Source organism: Paraburkholderia flava (assembly GCF_004359985.1).
GTDB lineage: Bacteria > Pseudomonadota > Gammaproteobacteria > Burkholderiales > Burkholderiaceae > Paraburkholderia > Paraburkholderia flava.
Genome location: NZ_SMRO01000003.1, coordinates 205,647 through 221,702, shown reverse-complemented (window position 1 = coordinate 221,702; position 16,056 = coordinate 205,647). Strand labels below are relative to the sequence as shown.

General features: G+C 64.3%; 10 protein-coding genes. 4 read left to right on the top strand and 6 right to left on the bottom strand.

What is annotated here, in order from left to right:
- Position 1: 1 nt before the first annotated feature.
- From E1748_RS23425 to E1748_RS23410, 3 genes are all read left to right on the top strand, one after another.
- The gene (locus E1748_RS23425; protein WP_133649670.1) at positions 2-244 is read left to right on the top strand and encodes a hypothetical protein; all 243 of its coding nucleotides are present in this window, start codon (positions 2-4) and stop codon (positions 242-244) included.
- A 710-nt stretch (positions 245-954) separates the two neighbouring features.
- Positions 955-4,899, top strand: coding sequence for a trifunctional transcriptional regulator/proline dehydrogenase/L-glutamate gamma-semialdehyde dehydrogenase (gene putA / locus E1748_RS23415; protein WP_133649668.1), 3,945 nt, complete (start codon positions 955-957; stop codon positions 4,897-4,899).
- 87 nt (positions 4,900-4,986) lie between these two features.
- A complete protein-coding gene (locus tag E1748_RS23410) occupies positions 4,987-6,135 on the top strand; it encodes a branched-chain amino acid ABC transporter substrate-binding protein (RefSeq protein WP_133649667.1) in 1,149 nt (382 codons plus the stop codon).
- Between the two features lie 131 nt (positions 6,136-6,266).
- Here the strand turns inward: E1748_RS23410 and E1748_RS23405 are convergent, their stop codons facing one another.
- From E1748_RS23405 to E1748_RS23385, 5 genes are read right to left on the bottom strand one after another with little or no spacing between them, the layout of a single operon-like run.
- Positions 6,267-7,016, bottom strand: coding sequence for a class I SAM-dependent methyltransferase (locus tag E1748_RS23405; protein WP_133649666.1), 750 nt, complete (start codon positions 7,014-7,016; stop codon positions 6,267-6,269).
- Between the two features lie 20 nt (positions 7,017-7,036).
- Positions 7,037-8,386, bottom strand: a complete 1,350-nt coding sequence (locus E1748_RS23400; RefSeq protein ID WP_133649665.1) for an ATP-grasp domain-containing protein — start codon at positions 8,384-8,386, stop codon at positions 7,037-7,039.
- The gene (locus E1748_RS23395; protein WP_240766771.1) at positions 8,383-9,357 is read right to left on the bottom strand and encodes an aspartate aminotransferase family protein; all 975 of its coding nucleotides are present in this window, start codon (positions 9,355-9,357) and stop codon (positions 8,383-8,385) included. The genes E1748_RS23400 and E1748_RS23395 overlap by 4 nt, the downstream gene beginning before the upstream one ends.
- Positions 9,354-10,055, bottom strand: a complete 702-nt coding sequence (locus E1748_RS23390; RefSeq protein ID WP_133649664.1) for a WbqC family protein — start codon at positions 10,053-10,055, stop codon at positions 9,354-9,356. Before E1748_RS23390 ends, E1748_RS23395 begins: the two co-directional genes overlap by 4 nt.
- Before the next feature lie 2 nt (positions 10,056-10,057).
- A complete protein-coding gene (locus E1748_RS23385) occupies positions 10,058-11,203 on the bottom strand; it encodes a DegT/DnrJ/EryC1/StrS family aminotransferase (RefSeq protein ID WP_133649663.1) in 1,146 nt (381 codons plus the stop codon).
- 420 nt (positions 11,204-11,623) lie between these two features.
- On the opposite strand from E1748_RS23385, the gene E1748_RS31650 reads away from it, so the two are divergent.
- Positions 11,624-14,209 carry a glycosyltransferase gene (locus E1748_RS31650; RefSeq protein WP_133649662.1) on the top strand — a complete coding sequence of 862 codons (2,586 nt, stop codon included), beginning with the start codon at positions 11,624-11,626 and terminating at the stop codon, positions 14,207-14,209.
- 56 nt (positions 14,210-14,265) lie between these two features.
- On the opposite strand, the gene E1748_RS23375 is transcribed toward E1748_RS31650, so the two are convergent.
- Positions 14,266-15,969: a thiamine pyrophosphate-binding protein gene (locus E1748_RS23375; RefSeq protein ID WP_133649661.1), complete on the bottom strand. Its 1,704-nt coding sequence runs from the start codon at positions 15,967-15,969 to the stop codon at positions 14,266-14,268.
- Between the last annotated feature and the right edge of the window lie 87 nt (positions 15,970-16,056).

The window sequence follows — 16,056 nt, the reverse complement described above, 5'->3', positions numbered from 1 at the left end:
GATGCGAACCATGCGTATGTTGCCGTTCACCGAGCCTCGAAGCACAGCGGCTGCGGCCCATTGCGCCGCATGCCGTCATCGCACCGACGACCGCGCATCGCTCGAGCGCAGCATCGCCGGGCTGACCGTATTCGGTTCGGGATTCGGCGCGAGCGTCGCGGACAGTCGGCTGTGCATCGTGCACGACCGGCTGGTGTCGCCTGGCGACACGTGCAACCGCTTCGAACCTTTGCTTGCTGGCTGATTGCGCTACTCAACGTAGCTGACGTGACTCTCGTCGCTGTCGCGTCGCGCTCAGCGATCTGCATGAACCGGCTGCGACAACCTCACCGGTCGTGCGCTATCCGAGATAGCTAACGTAGTGCGTAGCTCGACGCCGCTCGACCGCGCCCGGCGGTCCACATGAACCCGCTGCGACAACCTCGCCAGCCGCGCGCTACTCGAGGGAGCTAGCGTAGTAGCGCATCACTCGTCGCCGCTCGACCGCCTTCACCGATCCGCATGCGCCCGCGGCGACAACCTGGCCGGCCGCGCATGCCGCACCCGTGCCGCCGGCGTCGGCGCGGCCTCGCGTGCCGAGCGGCGCGTCGCGCCGCGAATAAAAAAGACAGCGCACAGCGCGCACATCGCCCAGATCCCCGTTACCACTACCCACTTTTCCATTTTGGCCGTCCCGTAGCGCGACCGTTTCTCGGTCTGCGTGACCGGTATAACGGCCGAGGTCGCCTTCCGGTTGAGGGGTATCGACAAAGAATTGCGCCAGGGTAAATCCTGGTCGCCCGAGCGGTCGCACCGCCACGCGCGCTTTCGCGAGAACCCTTGTGCGACAAGGGTTTCCGTGCGGTGCAACCATCCATCGCGACAGGTTGCACCTTTTTATTGGGAGGCGTACGATTCGGCCAACTTTTAGTGTCTTCGGCCGGCGCGGGTCTGTCGGTCCATCAAGAAGGAAACATGGCTAGCACCACCCTCGGCGTCAAGGTCGACGACCTCCTGCGCTCCCGGCTGAAAGACGCCGCGACCCGCCTCGAACGTACTCCCCACTGGCTCATCAAGCAGGCGATCTTCGCTTATCTCGAAAAGATCGAGCATGGCCAGCTGCCCGCCGAACTGTCCGGTACCCACGGCTCGACCGATCTGGTCGACGGCGCATCCGTCGAAGCGGAAGAAGAAGGCGCGTCGCACCCGTTCCTCGAATTCGCGCAGAGCGTGCAGCCGCAGTCGGTGCTGCGCGCGGCGATCACCGCCGCGTACCGCCGGCCTGAGCCTGAGTGCCTGCCGTTCCTGCTCGGCCAGGCACGCTTGCCCGCGAACCTCGCCGGCGACGTGCAGACGATGGCCGGCCGACTCGTCGAAGCGCTGCGTGCGAAGCGTTCGGGTGGCGGTGTCGAAGGGTTGATCCACGAGTTTTCGCTGTCGAGCCAGGAAGGCGTCGCGCTGATGTGCCTCGCGGAAGCGCTGCTACGCATCCCCGACCGCGCGACCCGCGATGCGCTGATCCGCGACAAGATCAGCAAGGGCGACTGGAAGTCGCACGTCGGCCACGCACCGTCGCTGTTTGTGAACGCGGCGACGTGGGGCTTGATGATCACCGGCAAGCTGGTCACGACGAACAGCGAAACAGGGCTGTCGTCGGCACTGACGCGGATGATCGGTAAGGGCGGCGAACCGCTGATCCGCAAGGGCGTCGACATGGCGATGCGCCTGATGGGCGAGCAGTTCGTCACGGGCGAGAACATTTCCGAAGCGCTCGCGAACAGCCGCAAGTACGAAGCACGCGGCTTCCGCTACTCGTACGACATGCTCGGCGAAGCGGCGACGACCGAAGCCGACGCGCTGCGCTACTACGCATCGTACGAACAGGCGATCCACGCGATCGGCAAGGCAGCCGGCGGCCGCGGCATCTACGAAGGGCCGGGCATTTCGATCAAGCTGTCGGCGTTGCACGCACGCTATTCGCGCTCGCAGCAGGAGCGCACGATGAGCGAACTGCTGCCGCGCGTGCGCTCGCTCGCGATCCTCGCGCGCCGCTACGACATCGGCCTGAACATCGACGCCGAAGAGGCGGACCGCCTCGAAATCTCACTCGATCTGCTCGAAGCGCTGTGCTTCGATCCGGAGCTGGCCGGCTGGAACGGCATCGGTTTCGTCGTGCAGGCGTATCAGAAGCGTTGCCCGTTCGTGATCGACTACATCGTCGATCTCGCGCGCCGCAGCCGTCACCGGATCATGGTGCGGCTGGTGAAAGGCGCGTACTGGGACAGCGAAATCAAGCGCGCACAGGTGGATGGTCTCGAAGGCTATCCGGTGTACACGCGCAAGATCTACACCGACGTGTCGTACCTCGCGTGCGCGAAGAAGCTGCTCGGCGCGCCCGACGCGGTCTATCCGCAGTTCGCGACGCACAACGCACACACGCTCGCGGCGATCTATCACCTCGCGGGTCAGAACTACTATCCCGGTCAGTACGAGTTCCAGTGCCTGCACGGCATGGGCGAGCCGCTGTACGAAGAAGTGACGGGCCCGCTGTCCGCCGGCAAGCTGAACCGGCCGTGCCGCGTGTACGCACCGGTCGGCACGCACGAAACGCTGCTCGCGTACCTCGTGCGGCGTCTGCTCGAAAACGGCGCGAACACGTCGTTCGTGAATCGCATCGCCGATGAATCCGTGCCGGTCAGTGAACTGATCGCCGACCCGGTCGACGAAGCACAGAAGATCGTGCCGCTCGGCGCGCCGCACGCGAAGATCCCGCTGCCGCGCAATCTGTACGGTTCGGAGCGTCCGAATTCGATGGGCCTCGATCTGTCGAACGAACACCGGCTCGCGTCGCTGTCGTCGGCGCTGCTCGCGAGTGCGCATCATCCGTGGCGCGCGGTGCCGATGCTCGAAGGCGATGCGACCGTCGAAGGCGTTGCACGCGATGTGCGCAATCCCGCCGATCATCGCGACCTCGTCGGCACCGTCGTCGAGGCGACGCCCGAACACGTGAGCGCCGCGCTCGCGAACGCGGTTGCCGCCGCGCCGATCTGGCAGGCCACACCGGTCGATGCGCGCGCCGACTGTCTCGCGCGTGCCGCCGATCTGCTCGAAGCGCAGATGCATACGCTGATGGGGCTCGTCGTGCGCGAAGCGGGCAAGTCGCTGGCGAACGCGGTGTCGGAAATCCGCGAGGCAATCGACTTCCTGCGCTACTACTCGGCGCAGATCCGCAGCGAATTCTCGAACGATACGCACCGGCCGCTCGGCCCGGTGGTCTGCATCAGCCCGTGGAATTTCCCGCTCGCGATCTTCATGGGTCAGGTTGCTGCCGCACTCGCCGCAGGCAACACGGTGCTCGCGAAGCCGGCCGAACAGACGCCGCTGATCGCCGCGCAAGCCGTGCGTCTGCTGCGCGAAGCCGGCGTGCCGGCGGGCGCGGTGCAACTGCTGCCGGGCGACGGCGAGACCGTCGGCGCGGCACTCGTCGCCGATTCGCGCGTGCGTGCTGTGATGTTCACCGGCTCGACCGAAGTCGCACGCCTGATCAACAGAACGCTGTCGAGCCGCCTCGATGCCGACGGCCGTCCGATTCCGCTGATCGCCGAAACCGGCGGCCAGAACGCGATGATCGTCGACTCGTCGGCGCTCGCGGAACAGGTCGTCGCGGACGTGCTGCAGTCGTCGTTCGATTCGGCCGGTCAACGGTGTTCGGCGCTGCGCGTTCTTTGTCTTCAGGACGACGTCGCGGACCGCACGATCGAGATGCTGACCGGCGCGATGCGCGAACTCGCGGTGGGGAATCCGGATCGTCTGTCGGTGGACGTCGGTCCGGTGATCGACGCGGATGCAAAACGCGGCATCGACGCGCACGTCGCGGCGATGCGCGACAAGGGTCGCAAGATTGCGCAGCTGCCGATGCCGGAAGGCGCAACGCACGGCACCTTCGTGCCGCCGACGCTGATCGAACTCGACAGCATCGACGAGTTGAAGCGCGAAGTGTTTGGTCCGGTGCTGCATGTCGTGCGCTATCGCCGCAGCGCGCTCGACAAGCTGCTCGAACAGATTCGCACGACGGGCTACGGTTTGACGCTCGGCATCCACACGCGTATCGACGAAACGATCGCGCACGTGGTCAGCCGCGCGCACGTGGGCAACATCTACGTGAACCGCAACGTGATCGGCGCGGTGGTCGGTGTGCAACCATTCGGCGGCGAAGGGCTGTCGGGCACGGGACCAAAGGCCGGCGGCGCGCTGTATCTGCAGCGTCTGCTCGCGACGCGTCCGCCGGGTCTGCCGAAATCGCTCGCGCAGACGCTGATGGTGGATGCGCCGCAAGCGGCTGAAAACGGCGACAATCCGTCTGCCCAGACGGCGCTGACCACGCTGCGCGACTGGCTGATCGGCGAACGCGATGCGACGCTCGCGGCGCGTTGCGACGGCTACCTCGCACACGTGCTGGCCGGCGCGACGGCAGTACTGGCCGGCCCGACCGGCGAGCGCAACACGTACACGCTCGGCGCGCGCGGCACGGTGCTGTGCGTCCCGTCGACGACGAGCGGCGCCCGCGCGCAGTTCGCCGCAGTGCTCGCGACCGGTAACCGCGCGCTGTTCGACGGCGCAGCCGGCGAAGCGCTGATCGCTGCGCTGCCCGCCGCGTTGAAGCCGTATGCGAGCGTGCGCAAGAACGCCGACGCGGCGTTCGATGCCGTGCTGTTCGAAGGCGACAGCGACGAGCTGCTCGCGCTGGTGAAGGAAGTCGCGAAACGCACGGGGCCGATCGTGTCGGTGCAAGGCGTCGCGTCGCGCGCGCTGGAGAGCGGCGAAGAGGATTACGCGCTCGAACGTCTGCTGACGGAACGTTCGGTGAGCGTGAATACGGCAGCAGCAGGCGGCAATGCGAATTTGATGACGATCGGTTGAGCGAACCTCACGGGTCAATTCAAAAAAACGGAAGCGGTACGGCGACCCCGGAACCGCTCCGCTCACACCTGGTACCAAGGAGAAGCTATGGAACACACGATGAAACAGCTGGCAGGCGCAACACTGGTTGCTGCAATGTCGCTGGCGGGGACCGCATACGCGCAGCAGACCGAAGACGTGAAGATCGGCTTTGCCGGTCCGATGACGGGTGCGCAGGCGCACTACGGCAAGGACTTCCAGAACGGCGTCACGCTCGCTGTCGAAGACTTCAACGCGACGAAGCCGGTGATCGGCGGCAAGCAGGTGCGCTTCGTGCTGGATTCGGCCGACGACCAGGCTGACCCGCGCACGGGCACGACCGTTGCACAGAAGCTCGTCGACGACGGCATCAAGGGCATGCTCGGCCACTTCAACTCGGGCACGACAATCCCGGCCTCGCGCATCTACGCGAACGCGGGCATTCCTGAAGTCGCGATGGCGACCGCACCGGAATACACGCAACAAGGCTTCAAGACCACGTTCCGCATGATGACGTCCGACACGCAGCAAGGTTCGGTCGCCGGCACGTTCGCGGTGAAGAAGCTCGGTATGAAGAAGATTGCGATCGTCGATGATCGCACGGCGTACGGCCAGGGTCTCGCCGACCAGTTCGAGAAGGCGGCGAAGGCATCGGGCGGCACGATCGTCGATCGTGAATACACGAACGACAAGGCCGTCGACTTCAAGTCGATCCTGACCAAGCTGAAGGCAGCGAACCCGGATCTGATCTATTACGGCGGCGCCGATTCGCAGGCTGCACCGATGGTCAAGCAGATGAAGCAGCTGGGCGTGAAGGCCCCGCTGATGGGCGGCGAAATGGTTCACACGCCGACCTTCCTGCAACTCGCGGGCGATGCGGCGAACGGTACGGTGGCATCGCTTGCGGGCCTGCCGCTGGAAGAAATGCCGGGCGGTAACGACTACGTCGCGAAGTACAAGAAGCGTTTCGGTGAAGACGTGCAAACGTACTCGCCGTACGCATACGACGGCGCGATGGCGATGTTCACGGCGATGAAGAAGGCCAACTCGACAGATCCGGCGAAGTACCTGCCGTTCCTCGCGAAGACCGACATGCCGGCCGTGACGACGAAGGTGCTGCAGTATGACGCGAAGGGCGATCTGAAGAACGGTGGTATCACGTTGTACAAGGTTGTCGACGGCAAGTGGACGACGCTGGAAAGCGTGGGTGGGAAGTAAGTGCTGCTAGTCCGCGCATCGAGTCGATGCGCGGTGGCGGAGATGTAGAGCTGTAGTGAAAATGCCCCGAGGCTTCACAGCCTCGGGGCATTTTTGTTTGCCGCGTAGCGACTTCACCGAGACTCGCTCTTTCAATGAGCGGTGTGCTCTACACGCAAGCCATAAACGCCGAGCCACGACGCGGTCACACCGATTCTGCCACCTGAAGCGCGCCAGGCCAGATCGAACATGCGATTGCACATGCGCGTGAACCAGCCCTTGAACCCTTTGCCGACGTAAAACGAACGCCACTGCCGCGTGCGGTAGGGGTCTTTGAAGAAGTAGATATCGACGAGTTCGATCAGTGCCGCTTCGCCGAACGAGATCGGCATGCCGGTTGCGCCGAACGCATGCCGGACGCTCTGCGGCAGATACGGACGCACGTGCGAGAAGTCGTGATAGAAACGCTCGCCGGGCATCGGCGTGGCGACGACCAGCTTGCCGTACGGCGCGAGCAGCGCGCATAGACGCGGAATCAGTGTCACCAGCGCATCGGGCGTGACGTGCTCGATGAGATGGCTCAGAAAGACGATGTCGAACGGCTCGTGCGACGCGGCGAAGAAATCGTCGGGGCTCGCGGCCGCATAGCCTTTCGCCTGCGCGCGCGCCACGTAGTCCGTGTTGGTGTCGACGCCGGTCACGGCGAGTCCCAGCGCGGCGAAGCAGTCCAGGTACTTGCCGAGCCCGCAGCCGAAATCGAGCACGCGCAGCGGCGTGTGGCGGCCGTGCTGGAACGCCCGCATGATCGACTCGATGCGCTCGTATTCGAGCGACTGGTAATGCGCGGGTTTCGGCGTGGCCGTCTTCGGGCCGGCCGACACTCGCTGTAATGTCTTGTCCATCGCGTTGATCTTCCGGCTTGCTAGCGAATGAAGAATTCGAGCGCATCCACGTCGAACACGGGAATGCCGAGTCGTCGCGCGACGTCCATGCGCTCGGGAAAATGATTGTCGATGAAGATCGCGCGCGCGCCCCCGTGCGCATCGATGTGGTCGGCCTTCGATGCGCCGTCCGCGATGACGACGATCCGCTCGAACAGGCCGCTGTCGATGCGCGCATTCCTCAGGGTGTCGAGCACGTCGAACTGGTGCCGCGTGATCAGGCAAAGCCGCTTGCCCGCCGCAATCGATTGATACAGGAACGCCATCGTCTGCGGCACGGCATGACCGTCGAGGATCAGCGTGTCGTCGAGATCGACGAACACCGTGTCGTAGTCGAAATCGAGTTGCGCGCGCGTCGCGATGTTGCGTTCGATCAACGTGACGTGCGGATTGCTCAACGCCACGAGATCGCGCCCTAGATGGTCCTGCACCGCCATCAGCGGCAGATTCACACCATGTGCGCGTTGCGCGACCATCGTGCCGGCGACGCGGCACGAAATCTCGAGTAGCTTGCGGTGTCCGTCGCGGTCTTCCTTGAGCTGAAAGAACCACGGGCCGCGCAGCCACAGACGGCTGTTGATGTCGTGCGCGATCGCGTCGACGTCGGGCATCGACTGCAATAGTCTCGAGCGCATCGTGATGCCGGCGCGCACGCGTTCGCGTGTGCGCGGTCCGATCCATAGTAGTTTGCCGCGCCGGTCGGTGAAGCAGTCGACGGTGATCTCGTCGCCCGGCAGGTATTCGACGAGCACCGGTTCGCGTACCACCTGAATCGCATCGCGCGCCTGCTGTGCGTCGTCAACCAGTGTGACGCCCTGGCCGCCCTGGCCGAGATCCGGCTTTACAACGACCGGCCACTGCGCGATCTCATCGATGTTTGCGTAGACGCGCGGCACCCACGCGGCGCCCGCGAAATGCTCGTACGTCAGACTCTTGCGACGCGCGATCGTCGCGCTGTCGCGATCGCCGTTGACGAGCGCGAAGCCCATGTTGGCAGCACGCTGAGACAGGTACTCGTGCACCGTGTCGTGCGTCGCGAACACGAGATCGATCTTGTGCCTGACGAGTAATTGCGCGAACGCATCGTCGAAACGTGCGTCGTCGATCTTCGGCAGATCGCCGCTATAGCGCTCGAAGCGAAAGCGCCCGTGGTCGTCGACGCTCGATGCGCCGAACAACTCGACATGCAGCGAATAGCGCAACGCCTGATGAATCTCGGCGGCGTTTTCGGAGCCGCACGGAAACACCAGCACGTTGACCTTCCTGTTCGGCTGCGTGGCTGTTGCGCCAAGACTCGCAAGTGCTTCGTGTGTGGCGATCGGGTTATTCATAGGTCATCTCGCGATTCGAGAACCGCCTGAACGATCGTGTCCAGTTGCGGCGGCGAGAGCCGCTGGTCGCATGGCAGAAAGACGGTACCGCCGGCCAGCGTTTTTTCGAACGCAGGCACCGACGGCGACGACGCGACTTCGGGCCAGTAGCACGGCGTGTAGATGCGCTGCGTCATCAGTCTCGCGCGCAGACCGGGATCGCTGCCTCGGTACGGATAGCACAGCGGAACGCTGCGGCTGTCGGGTGGAAGTTTGAACGCGTTCGATGCATCGAGCCGCTGATGCAGGTACGCGAAGTTCGCGATGCGCTTCGCACGCACGTCTGCGTAATCGATGCTTTGAAGAATGCGCTGCGTCAGTGCCGACATGCGCAGCGGTTCCTTTTTTTCCAGGCTCGCTTCGGCAGCGGAGTAGTCTGCGTAGCCGGTCTCGGCGCCTGCATCGATCCGCTTCAGCAGATGCGCGAACCGCTGTACCGATTCGTGATCGACGTCGACTGGCGGCGTCACGGCTTCGCGTGTCAGCAGATAGCCACCATCCGGCACACCGACGAATTTACGCGGCGAGTACAGCGTTGCGACGCAATCGCGAGGCATCGCGAAGAACGCCTGCGCGTTATCGATGACGACGCGCTCCGGTCCATATCGATTCAACACATCGTCGACGTTGCGGTCGCACAGGCCGAAGTAATTCACGTAGAGCAGCCATTCGTCGCGCGCGAGGTCGACGGATTCGATGCGTAGCATCGCGTCGATCGCATAGCGCTTGATCGCGATGCCGGCGGTTATCAGCGGCTCGACGATGCTATCGCAGCAGTACCACGGCACGCATACCGCAGCCGGTCGGCGTGCACGCAGCAACGCGAGAAACGCCGCGCGCGATGACTGAAAACGCAGCGCATCCGGATGATATTCACCCGATGCGCGTGGAAGTTCGAGCGGAAGATAGCCGCCGATCGCATCGTGCATCATGCGCGGCCCTCTCTCGTTGACACCATCGCGCGGGCCTCGTCTGGACCGTTGAACATCAGCACATCGAGAATCGACAGACCCGGGCAAAACGTGGTGCCGTGCTGCGGATAAGGCGGCAAGGCAGGCTCGATAAAAATCAATTCGATGCCCGCTTCGGAGAACACGCGCGGCTCGTACAACGCCTTGCCGCCGGGCAGATTCAGGTAGATATCGGCACGTTCCTTTGCGCAGATATCGAGCACACGTTGCGGGCCTTTTAATGCCGCGTTGCCGTACGGCTCCGACGACATCACGAATTCGGTGTCGAGTTTCAGATAGTGCGCGACGTCGACGACGCTACGCGACGCGAGCGTCGAAATGCACGTCGCGGTTGAACCGAACACGTCGCCGATCAGCTCACTCACGCGTGCGTAATACGGTGCCTTCGAGTACGCGTGACGAATCGATTCGAGCAGCTTCCGCAACCACTTGTCGCGTGGCTGCACGGTGACTTCGTTGATCTTCAGCGAAGGACTCGCGCCCGCGAGCGGCACGGTCACGTAGCGCACTTCATCGCCGATCAGCAGGCGGTTGCGATTGATCCACCCGTTCTTGATGTAGTTGACGTCGTCGTAGAACACGAAGCGATCGACTGCCGCGACCAACTGGAAGTAGCCGAGATACGGAAACAGGTACGGCTGCATGATCGCGAGCTTCACGGTCAGTCGCCCGTCACGATGTCGACCACCCTTTGAACGTCGCTGTTCGACAACGCCGGATAGATCGGCAGACACAACACCTTGCGCGCAGCCTCGGCGGCGACCGGCAGGTTGTCGCGATGCGCAGACGGCAGGCCGCGGTACATCGGGAAATCGGAAATCAGCGGATAGAAATAGCGCCGCACGATCACGTCGCGATCGCGAAACTTCTGATACAGCGCATCGCGTGTCAGCGGATAGTCGTCGTCGACGAGAATCGGAAAGTACGCATGATTCGCGGTCCTTTCATCGCCGTGCGGCAGACAGCGAATGCCCGGAACGTCGTGGAGCAACGAGCGATACAGCGTGTCGATTTCCTGGCGGCGTGCGAGTGCTGAGTCGATGTGCTTCAACTGCAGCAGACCGAACGCCGCGTTGATCTCGCTCATCTTGCCGTTGATGCCGGGCGCGACCACGGTCACTTCATCGACATAACCGAAGTTCTTCAGATGATCGATGCGCTGCTTGGTCTTCGCGTCGGGGCAGATGATCGCGCCGCCTTCGAACGTGTTGAAGACCTTGGTCGCGTGAAAACTCAGCACCGACAGGTCGCCGTTGCGCAGCACGCTGCCTTGCTGCGTCTGGACGCCAAACGCGTGCGCGGCGTCGTAGATCACCTTCAGGTTGTAGTTGTCGGCGATCCGCTGGATCGCGTCGACATCGCACGGGTGCCCGTAGCAATGCACCGGCATGATCGCGGTGGTCTGCGGCGTGATCGCGGCTTCGATCTTCGCGGGATCGAGATTCAGCGTGTCCGGATCGACGTCGACGAACACCGGCTTGATACCATTCCACAGCAACGAATGCGCGGTCGCGACGAACGAGTACGGCGTCGTGATCACTTCGCCGGTGATGCGCAGCGCCTGCAACGCAGTGACGAGCGCGAGCGTGCCGTTGGTGAACAGCGCGAGATGCTCGACGCCCAGGTAGTCGCACAACGCCTGTTCAAGCTGCTGATGGAACGGGCCGCCGTTCGTCAGGATCTTGCTTGACCAGATTTTCTCGAGGTACGGCACGAACTCGGCTAGCGGCGCGAGATGCGGCTGCGTGACGTAGATGCGTTCGTCGACCGGCAGCGGGACGGCGTGCAGCGGTTCGGGGGCGTTCATTGCGGGACTCCTTGCCGCATGCCGTGCGTCTGCATGTCGCGCGCGTCGGCGCGTCGCGGCGCAGCGGCACGGGCCAGGCGGCTGCGCGGCGGGCAGGAGCGGGCTGAAGCCCGCGCGACGAAAGGCATCATGGTTCTGGACGGATGAAGGCGAATGTGCCGAGTATGCGATGGCCCCCACCGTCCCGAAGCCCGGATATGAGCGCGAAAAGCCCGCCTGTTTGCCCGATAGCGGGTCTTCCCGGCGGCCGGCCGGTTGCGCCTGGGCATGCCCCGTGCGCCGCGACCGGACGCAAAATGGCCGCAAAACCCTCGCCTGTTCCCCCGATTGACTCCCGCCGACCGGGACTAAGCTGCCGTATCGGTGCGGACTGTCGTCGTGCATGTCCGTCGCGGTTCAATCACAGAGGGATTCGTTTCAATGGCCACCGTTAGCATCCTGATCCCGGCGTTCAAGCCCGAGTACCTCGGCCGCGCGCTGCTGAGCGCGCAGCAGCAGACATTCGAGGACATCGAGATCCTGGTCGGCGACGACACGCCCGGCGGCGATCTCGAGGAGATCGCGACGCTCTCCGGCGATCCGCGCGTGCGCTACTTCCATCATGGCTTCCAGGACGGCCTGCGCAACGTGCTCGCGCTGTGGGAACACGCGAGCGGCGAATACGTGAAGTGGCTGTTCGACGACGACCTGCTGATGCCGACGTCGGTCGAGGCGCTCGTCGCCGCGCTGCGGCAGCATCCGGAGTCGGCGCTCGCGTTCCACGAGCGCGTGTTCATCAATGAGAACGACGCGGTCATTCATGCGCCGGCCGCGTTGCTGAAGGTCGGCGAGCGTGCGCTGATCACGCGCAGCTTTCTCGTCGAGCGGATGATGGGTAGCCTGACCAACTTCGTCGGCGAGCCGAGCAACGTGATGATCGTGCGCGACCGCTTCGATCCACGCACGATGTTCGGCTACCGGTCTTCGGAGCTCGATTTCCTCGCCGACGTCGCGATGTATCTGAATCTCGCGGAGCAGGGGCCGCTCGTCGCAGTCGGCGGCTATCTGAGCGCGTTCCGGCAGCACGGCGAGCAGACGTCGAATCGTGCGAGCCCTAGCGCGAGCGCCGGTCTCTACGAATGGGAATGGATGGTGCGCGGCGAAGCGGCGGCGGGCAATCTGTCGGTCGCCGGTCTGATGAGCGCCCAACAGCTTCTGAAGCGGCGCTATACGACCGAAGGCGCGATGCTGCCGGAGATCGCCCGGCTGCTGCCGCATCTCGACGAACTGACGCAGCTTCCCGCGCATCAGTTGCTCGACAACGCACGCTACCAGACCGACCTGGCGCTTGCGCGTGCGGCGGTCACCGAACGCCGGGCCGTGCGCCGGGCGCAGGTCATTGCGGCGACAGAGGCGCGCGCGCTGCAGGCAGAAATGGCCGGCGACGTCGCGGTCGACGAAGAGCCGGCGGTGCAATCCACGCCGGAAGCCATGCCGCCGCAGACGCCGCAGAACTTCTGCGCGGTCTGCGAAACGCCGGTGGTGGGCTGGCTGCCGTACCCGATCGGCGGACTCGATCTCGAGTTCCTGGGGCAGGTCGATATCGTCGGGTCGACGCTACACAAGTACCAGTGCCCGAACTGCGGCTGCAACGATCGCGACCGTCACCTGTGGCTCTATTTTGCGTTCACTGGGCTGCTCGAAGACGCGTCGAACAAACGCATCCTGCACATCGCGCCCGAAGCGCGGCTCGAACCGCGCATTCGCGCGCTGCAGCCGCGCGAATACATTGCCGGCGATCTGTTCCCGCGTTCGCCGCAGCATCGGCGGATCAACGTCGAAGCGCTCGATTTCCCTGCGGGTTCGTTCGACCTGATCATCTGCAATCACGTGCTCGAACACGTCGATGACCCGGAGAAAGCGCTTGCCGAATTCAGCCGCTGTCTCGCGCCGGGTGGCCATCTGGTTGCGCAGACGCCGTATTCGTCGCGACTGAAGCACACGTTCGAGCTGAGCGGGCCGACGAGCGCCGCGTTCAGGACGCACTACTTCGGACAGAACGATCACGTGCGGCTGTTCGGTGCCGATCTCGTTGAGCTGTTCCGCGCGGCGGGGCTGAGCGGCGATCTGTATTCGCACGAGAGCGTGCTCGGCGACGTCGATGCGGACGCGTGGGGCTGCAACGAACACGAGCCGTTTTTCCTGTTCGCGAAGAGCGACGAACCGCCGCTGTCGCTAGTGAACAGTCCGTCGAGCGGCGCTGCGCAGGCCGCGTTGAAACAGGTCGCCGCGCCGAACGCGAAACCCTTCGACGAATCCCCGAACCCGATCGTGCCGAAGCGCCTGCCGATCCGTCTCGTCGTCGCGACCCGTCACGCAGACGCCGACTTCATGACGAAGACCGCGCTCGGCCGCTCGCTCGGTTTGTATCGTCACCGGCAACCGCCGCAGCTGATGCTGTTCGCGAACAACACGACCGGCCTGTCGACGCTCTACAACTCCGCGATTGATCACGCGAAGAACGATCCCGCGATCCTCGTGTTCATTCACGACGACGTGTCGATCTGCGATTTCTTCTGGGTCGAGCGGATTTACCAGGCGGTCGAGACGTTCGACGTCGTCGGCCTTGCGGGCAACAAGCGTCGCGTGCCGGGCCAGCCCGCGTGGGCGTTTCCGACGCCCGATTTCAAGCCGGACCAGTCGGGCAATCTGAGCGGCGTCGTCGGTCACGGCAAGGGCTTTCCGAGCGACGTCGTGTCGGTGTTCGGCCCGCCGGGGCAGTCGTGCAAACTACTCGACGGGCTGATGCTGGTCGCCGACAGCACGCGTCTGAACGAGCGCGGCGTGCGCTTCGACGATCAGTTCGCGTTCCACTTCTACGACATGGATTTCTGCCGTCAGGCGGAGATCAACGGGTTGTCGCTGGGCACGTGGCCGATCAGCGTCGTGCACGAAAGCCATGGCGCGTTTGGGTCGCCGTCGTGGCGCGATGGGTATCAGCGGTATCTGCAGAAGTACGGGGAGTGACCCGCGATTGATGCAGGCCGTCCGGTAAAGGACGGCCTCATCCATCAAACGTTCTCTTACACGCCGCGCAGCTTGCGCCCCTGCTCGCGGATCTGCTCAAGCGTCGCACCCGGCGTGCTCGCTTCCTGCGGCATCCGGATCTCGATCAACGCAGGCAGATTCGACGCGATCGCGCGATCGAATGCCGGCAGAAAATCCGCTGTCCGTTCGACCGTTTCGCCATGCGCGCCGAACGAACGCGCGAACGCTGCGAAATCGGGATTGGTCAGCCCGGTGCCGTGCACGCGGTCCGGATAGTGCCGCTCCTGATGCATCCGGATCGTTCCGTAGTGGCTGTTGTTCACGACGATGAACAGCACGTTCAGACCGTACTGCATTGCCGTCGCGAGTTCCTGCGCGGCCATCATGAAGCAGCCGTCGCCGGCTAGAGCCACAACCGCGCGCTGCGGATACAGCGACTTCGCCGCAATCGCCGCCGGCACGCCGTAGCCCATTGCGCCGCTCGTCGGTGCGAGTTGCGAACGGAAATGCCGGTACGAGAAATGCCGATGCAGCCACGTCGCGTAGTTGCCCGCGCCGTTGGTCAGGATCGCATCGGCGGGCAGGCGCTCGCGCAATTGCTGCATCACTTCGCCTAGCTGCACGTTGCCCGGAATTGCGCGTGGCTTGCGCCATTCGAGGTACGCGCGATGCGCTTCTTCTGCGGCACCGGCCCACGCGGGCGTCGCGGACGGCTTCAGCGCTGCGAGTTGCGCGGCCAGCTCGGGCATCCCCGAGACGATCGGCAGATCGGCCGAATACACGCGACCCAGTTCCTCCGCACCCTGATGCACGTGAACCAGCGTCTGCTTCGTTTTCGGAATGTCGAGCAGCGTGTAGCCGCCGGTCGTCGCTTCACCGAGACGCGGACCGAACACCAGCAGCAAGTCCGCTTCGCGAATGCGTTGCGACAGCGCGGGATTGATCCCGAGGCCGACGTCGCCTGCGTAATTCGGATGCTCGTTGTCGAGCGTGTCCTGATAGCGGAACGCGAGGCCGACGGGCAACTGCCATGCTTCGGCGAATTGCTGGAGATCGGCGCATGCAGCCGGCGTCCAGCCGCTGCCGCCCGCGATCACCATCGGCCGTTGCGCGTTGTCGAGCAACTGACGCAACCGGTCGATCTGCGCAGGAGCAGGCGAAGCCGCGACACGCTGATACGCGGGTGCGCCAGGCACGACCGGACACGCATCGCTCAACACATCTTCGGGTAGCGCGAGCACGACCGGACCCGGACGACCCGACGTCGCGGTATGAAACGCGTGGCTCAGGTATTCGGGAATCCGTCGCGGGTCGTCGATCTGCGCAACCCACTTCGCCATCTGACCGAACATCCGGCGATAGTCGATCTCCTGGAAAGCCTCACGGTCGAGATGTTCGCGTGCGCACTGTCCGATCAGCAGGATCAGCGGTGTCGAGTCCTGGAACGCGGTGTGCACGCCGATCGATGCGTGCGTTGCGCCGGGGCCGCGCGTGACGAGCGCGACGCCGGGGCGGCCGGTCAGCTTGCCGGTCGCTTCCGCCATGTTCGTCGCGGCGGCTTCGTGACGGCAGACGATGGTCTGGATGCGTTCCGTCTCGTCGTGCAGCGAATCGAGTACGGCGAGAAAACTCTCGCCGGGCACGCAGAACACACGCTCGACGCCATGCGTGAGCAATGCATCGACGACGAGGCGCGCACCGGTCGTGGTGGCGGGGACGGAATCGTTCGGCAGCGACATTGCGGAAAATCCTCGTGAAGTGATCGGGCCGGGACAGGTTACGCCGGGAGGCAGCACGGTGTCACGGCGAACGGCGCGGCAACGCGT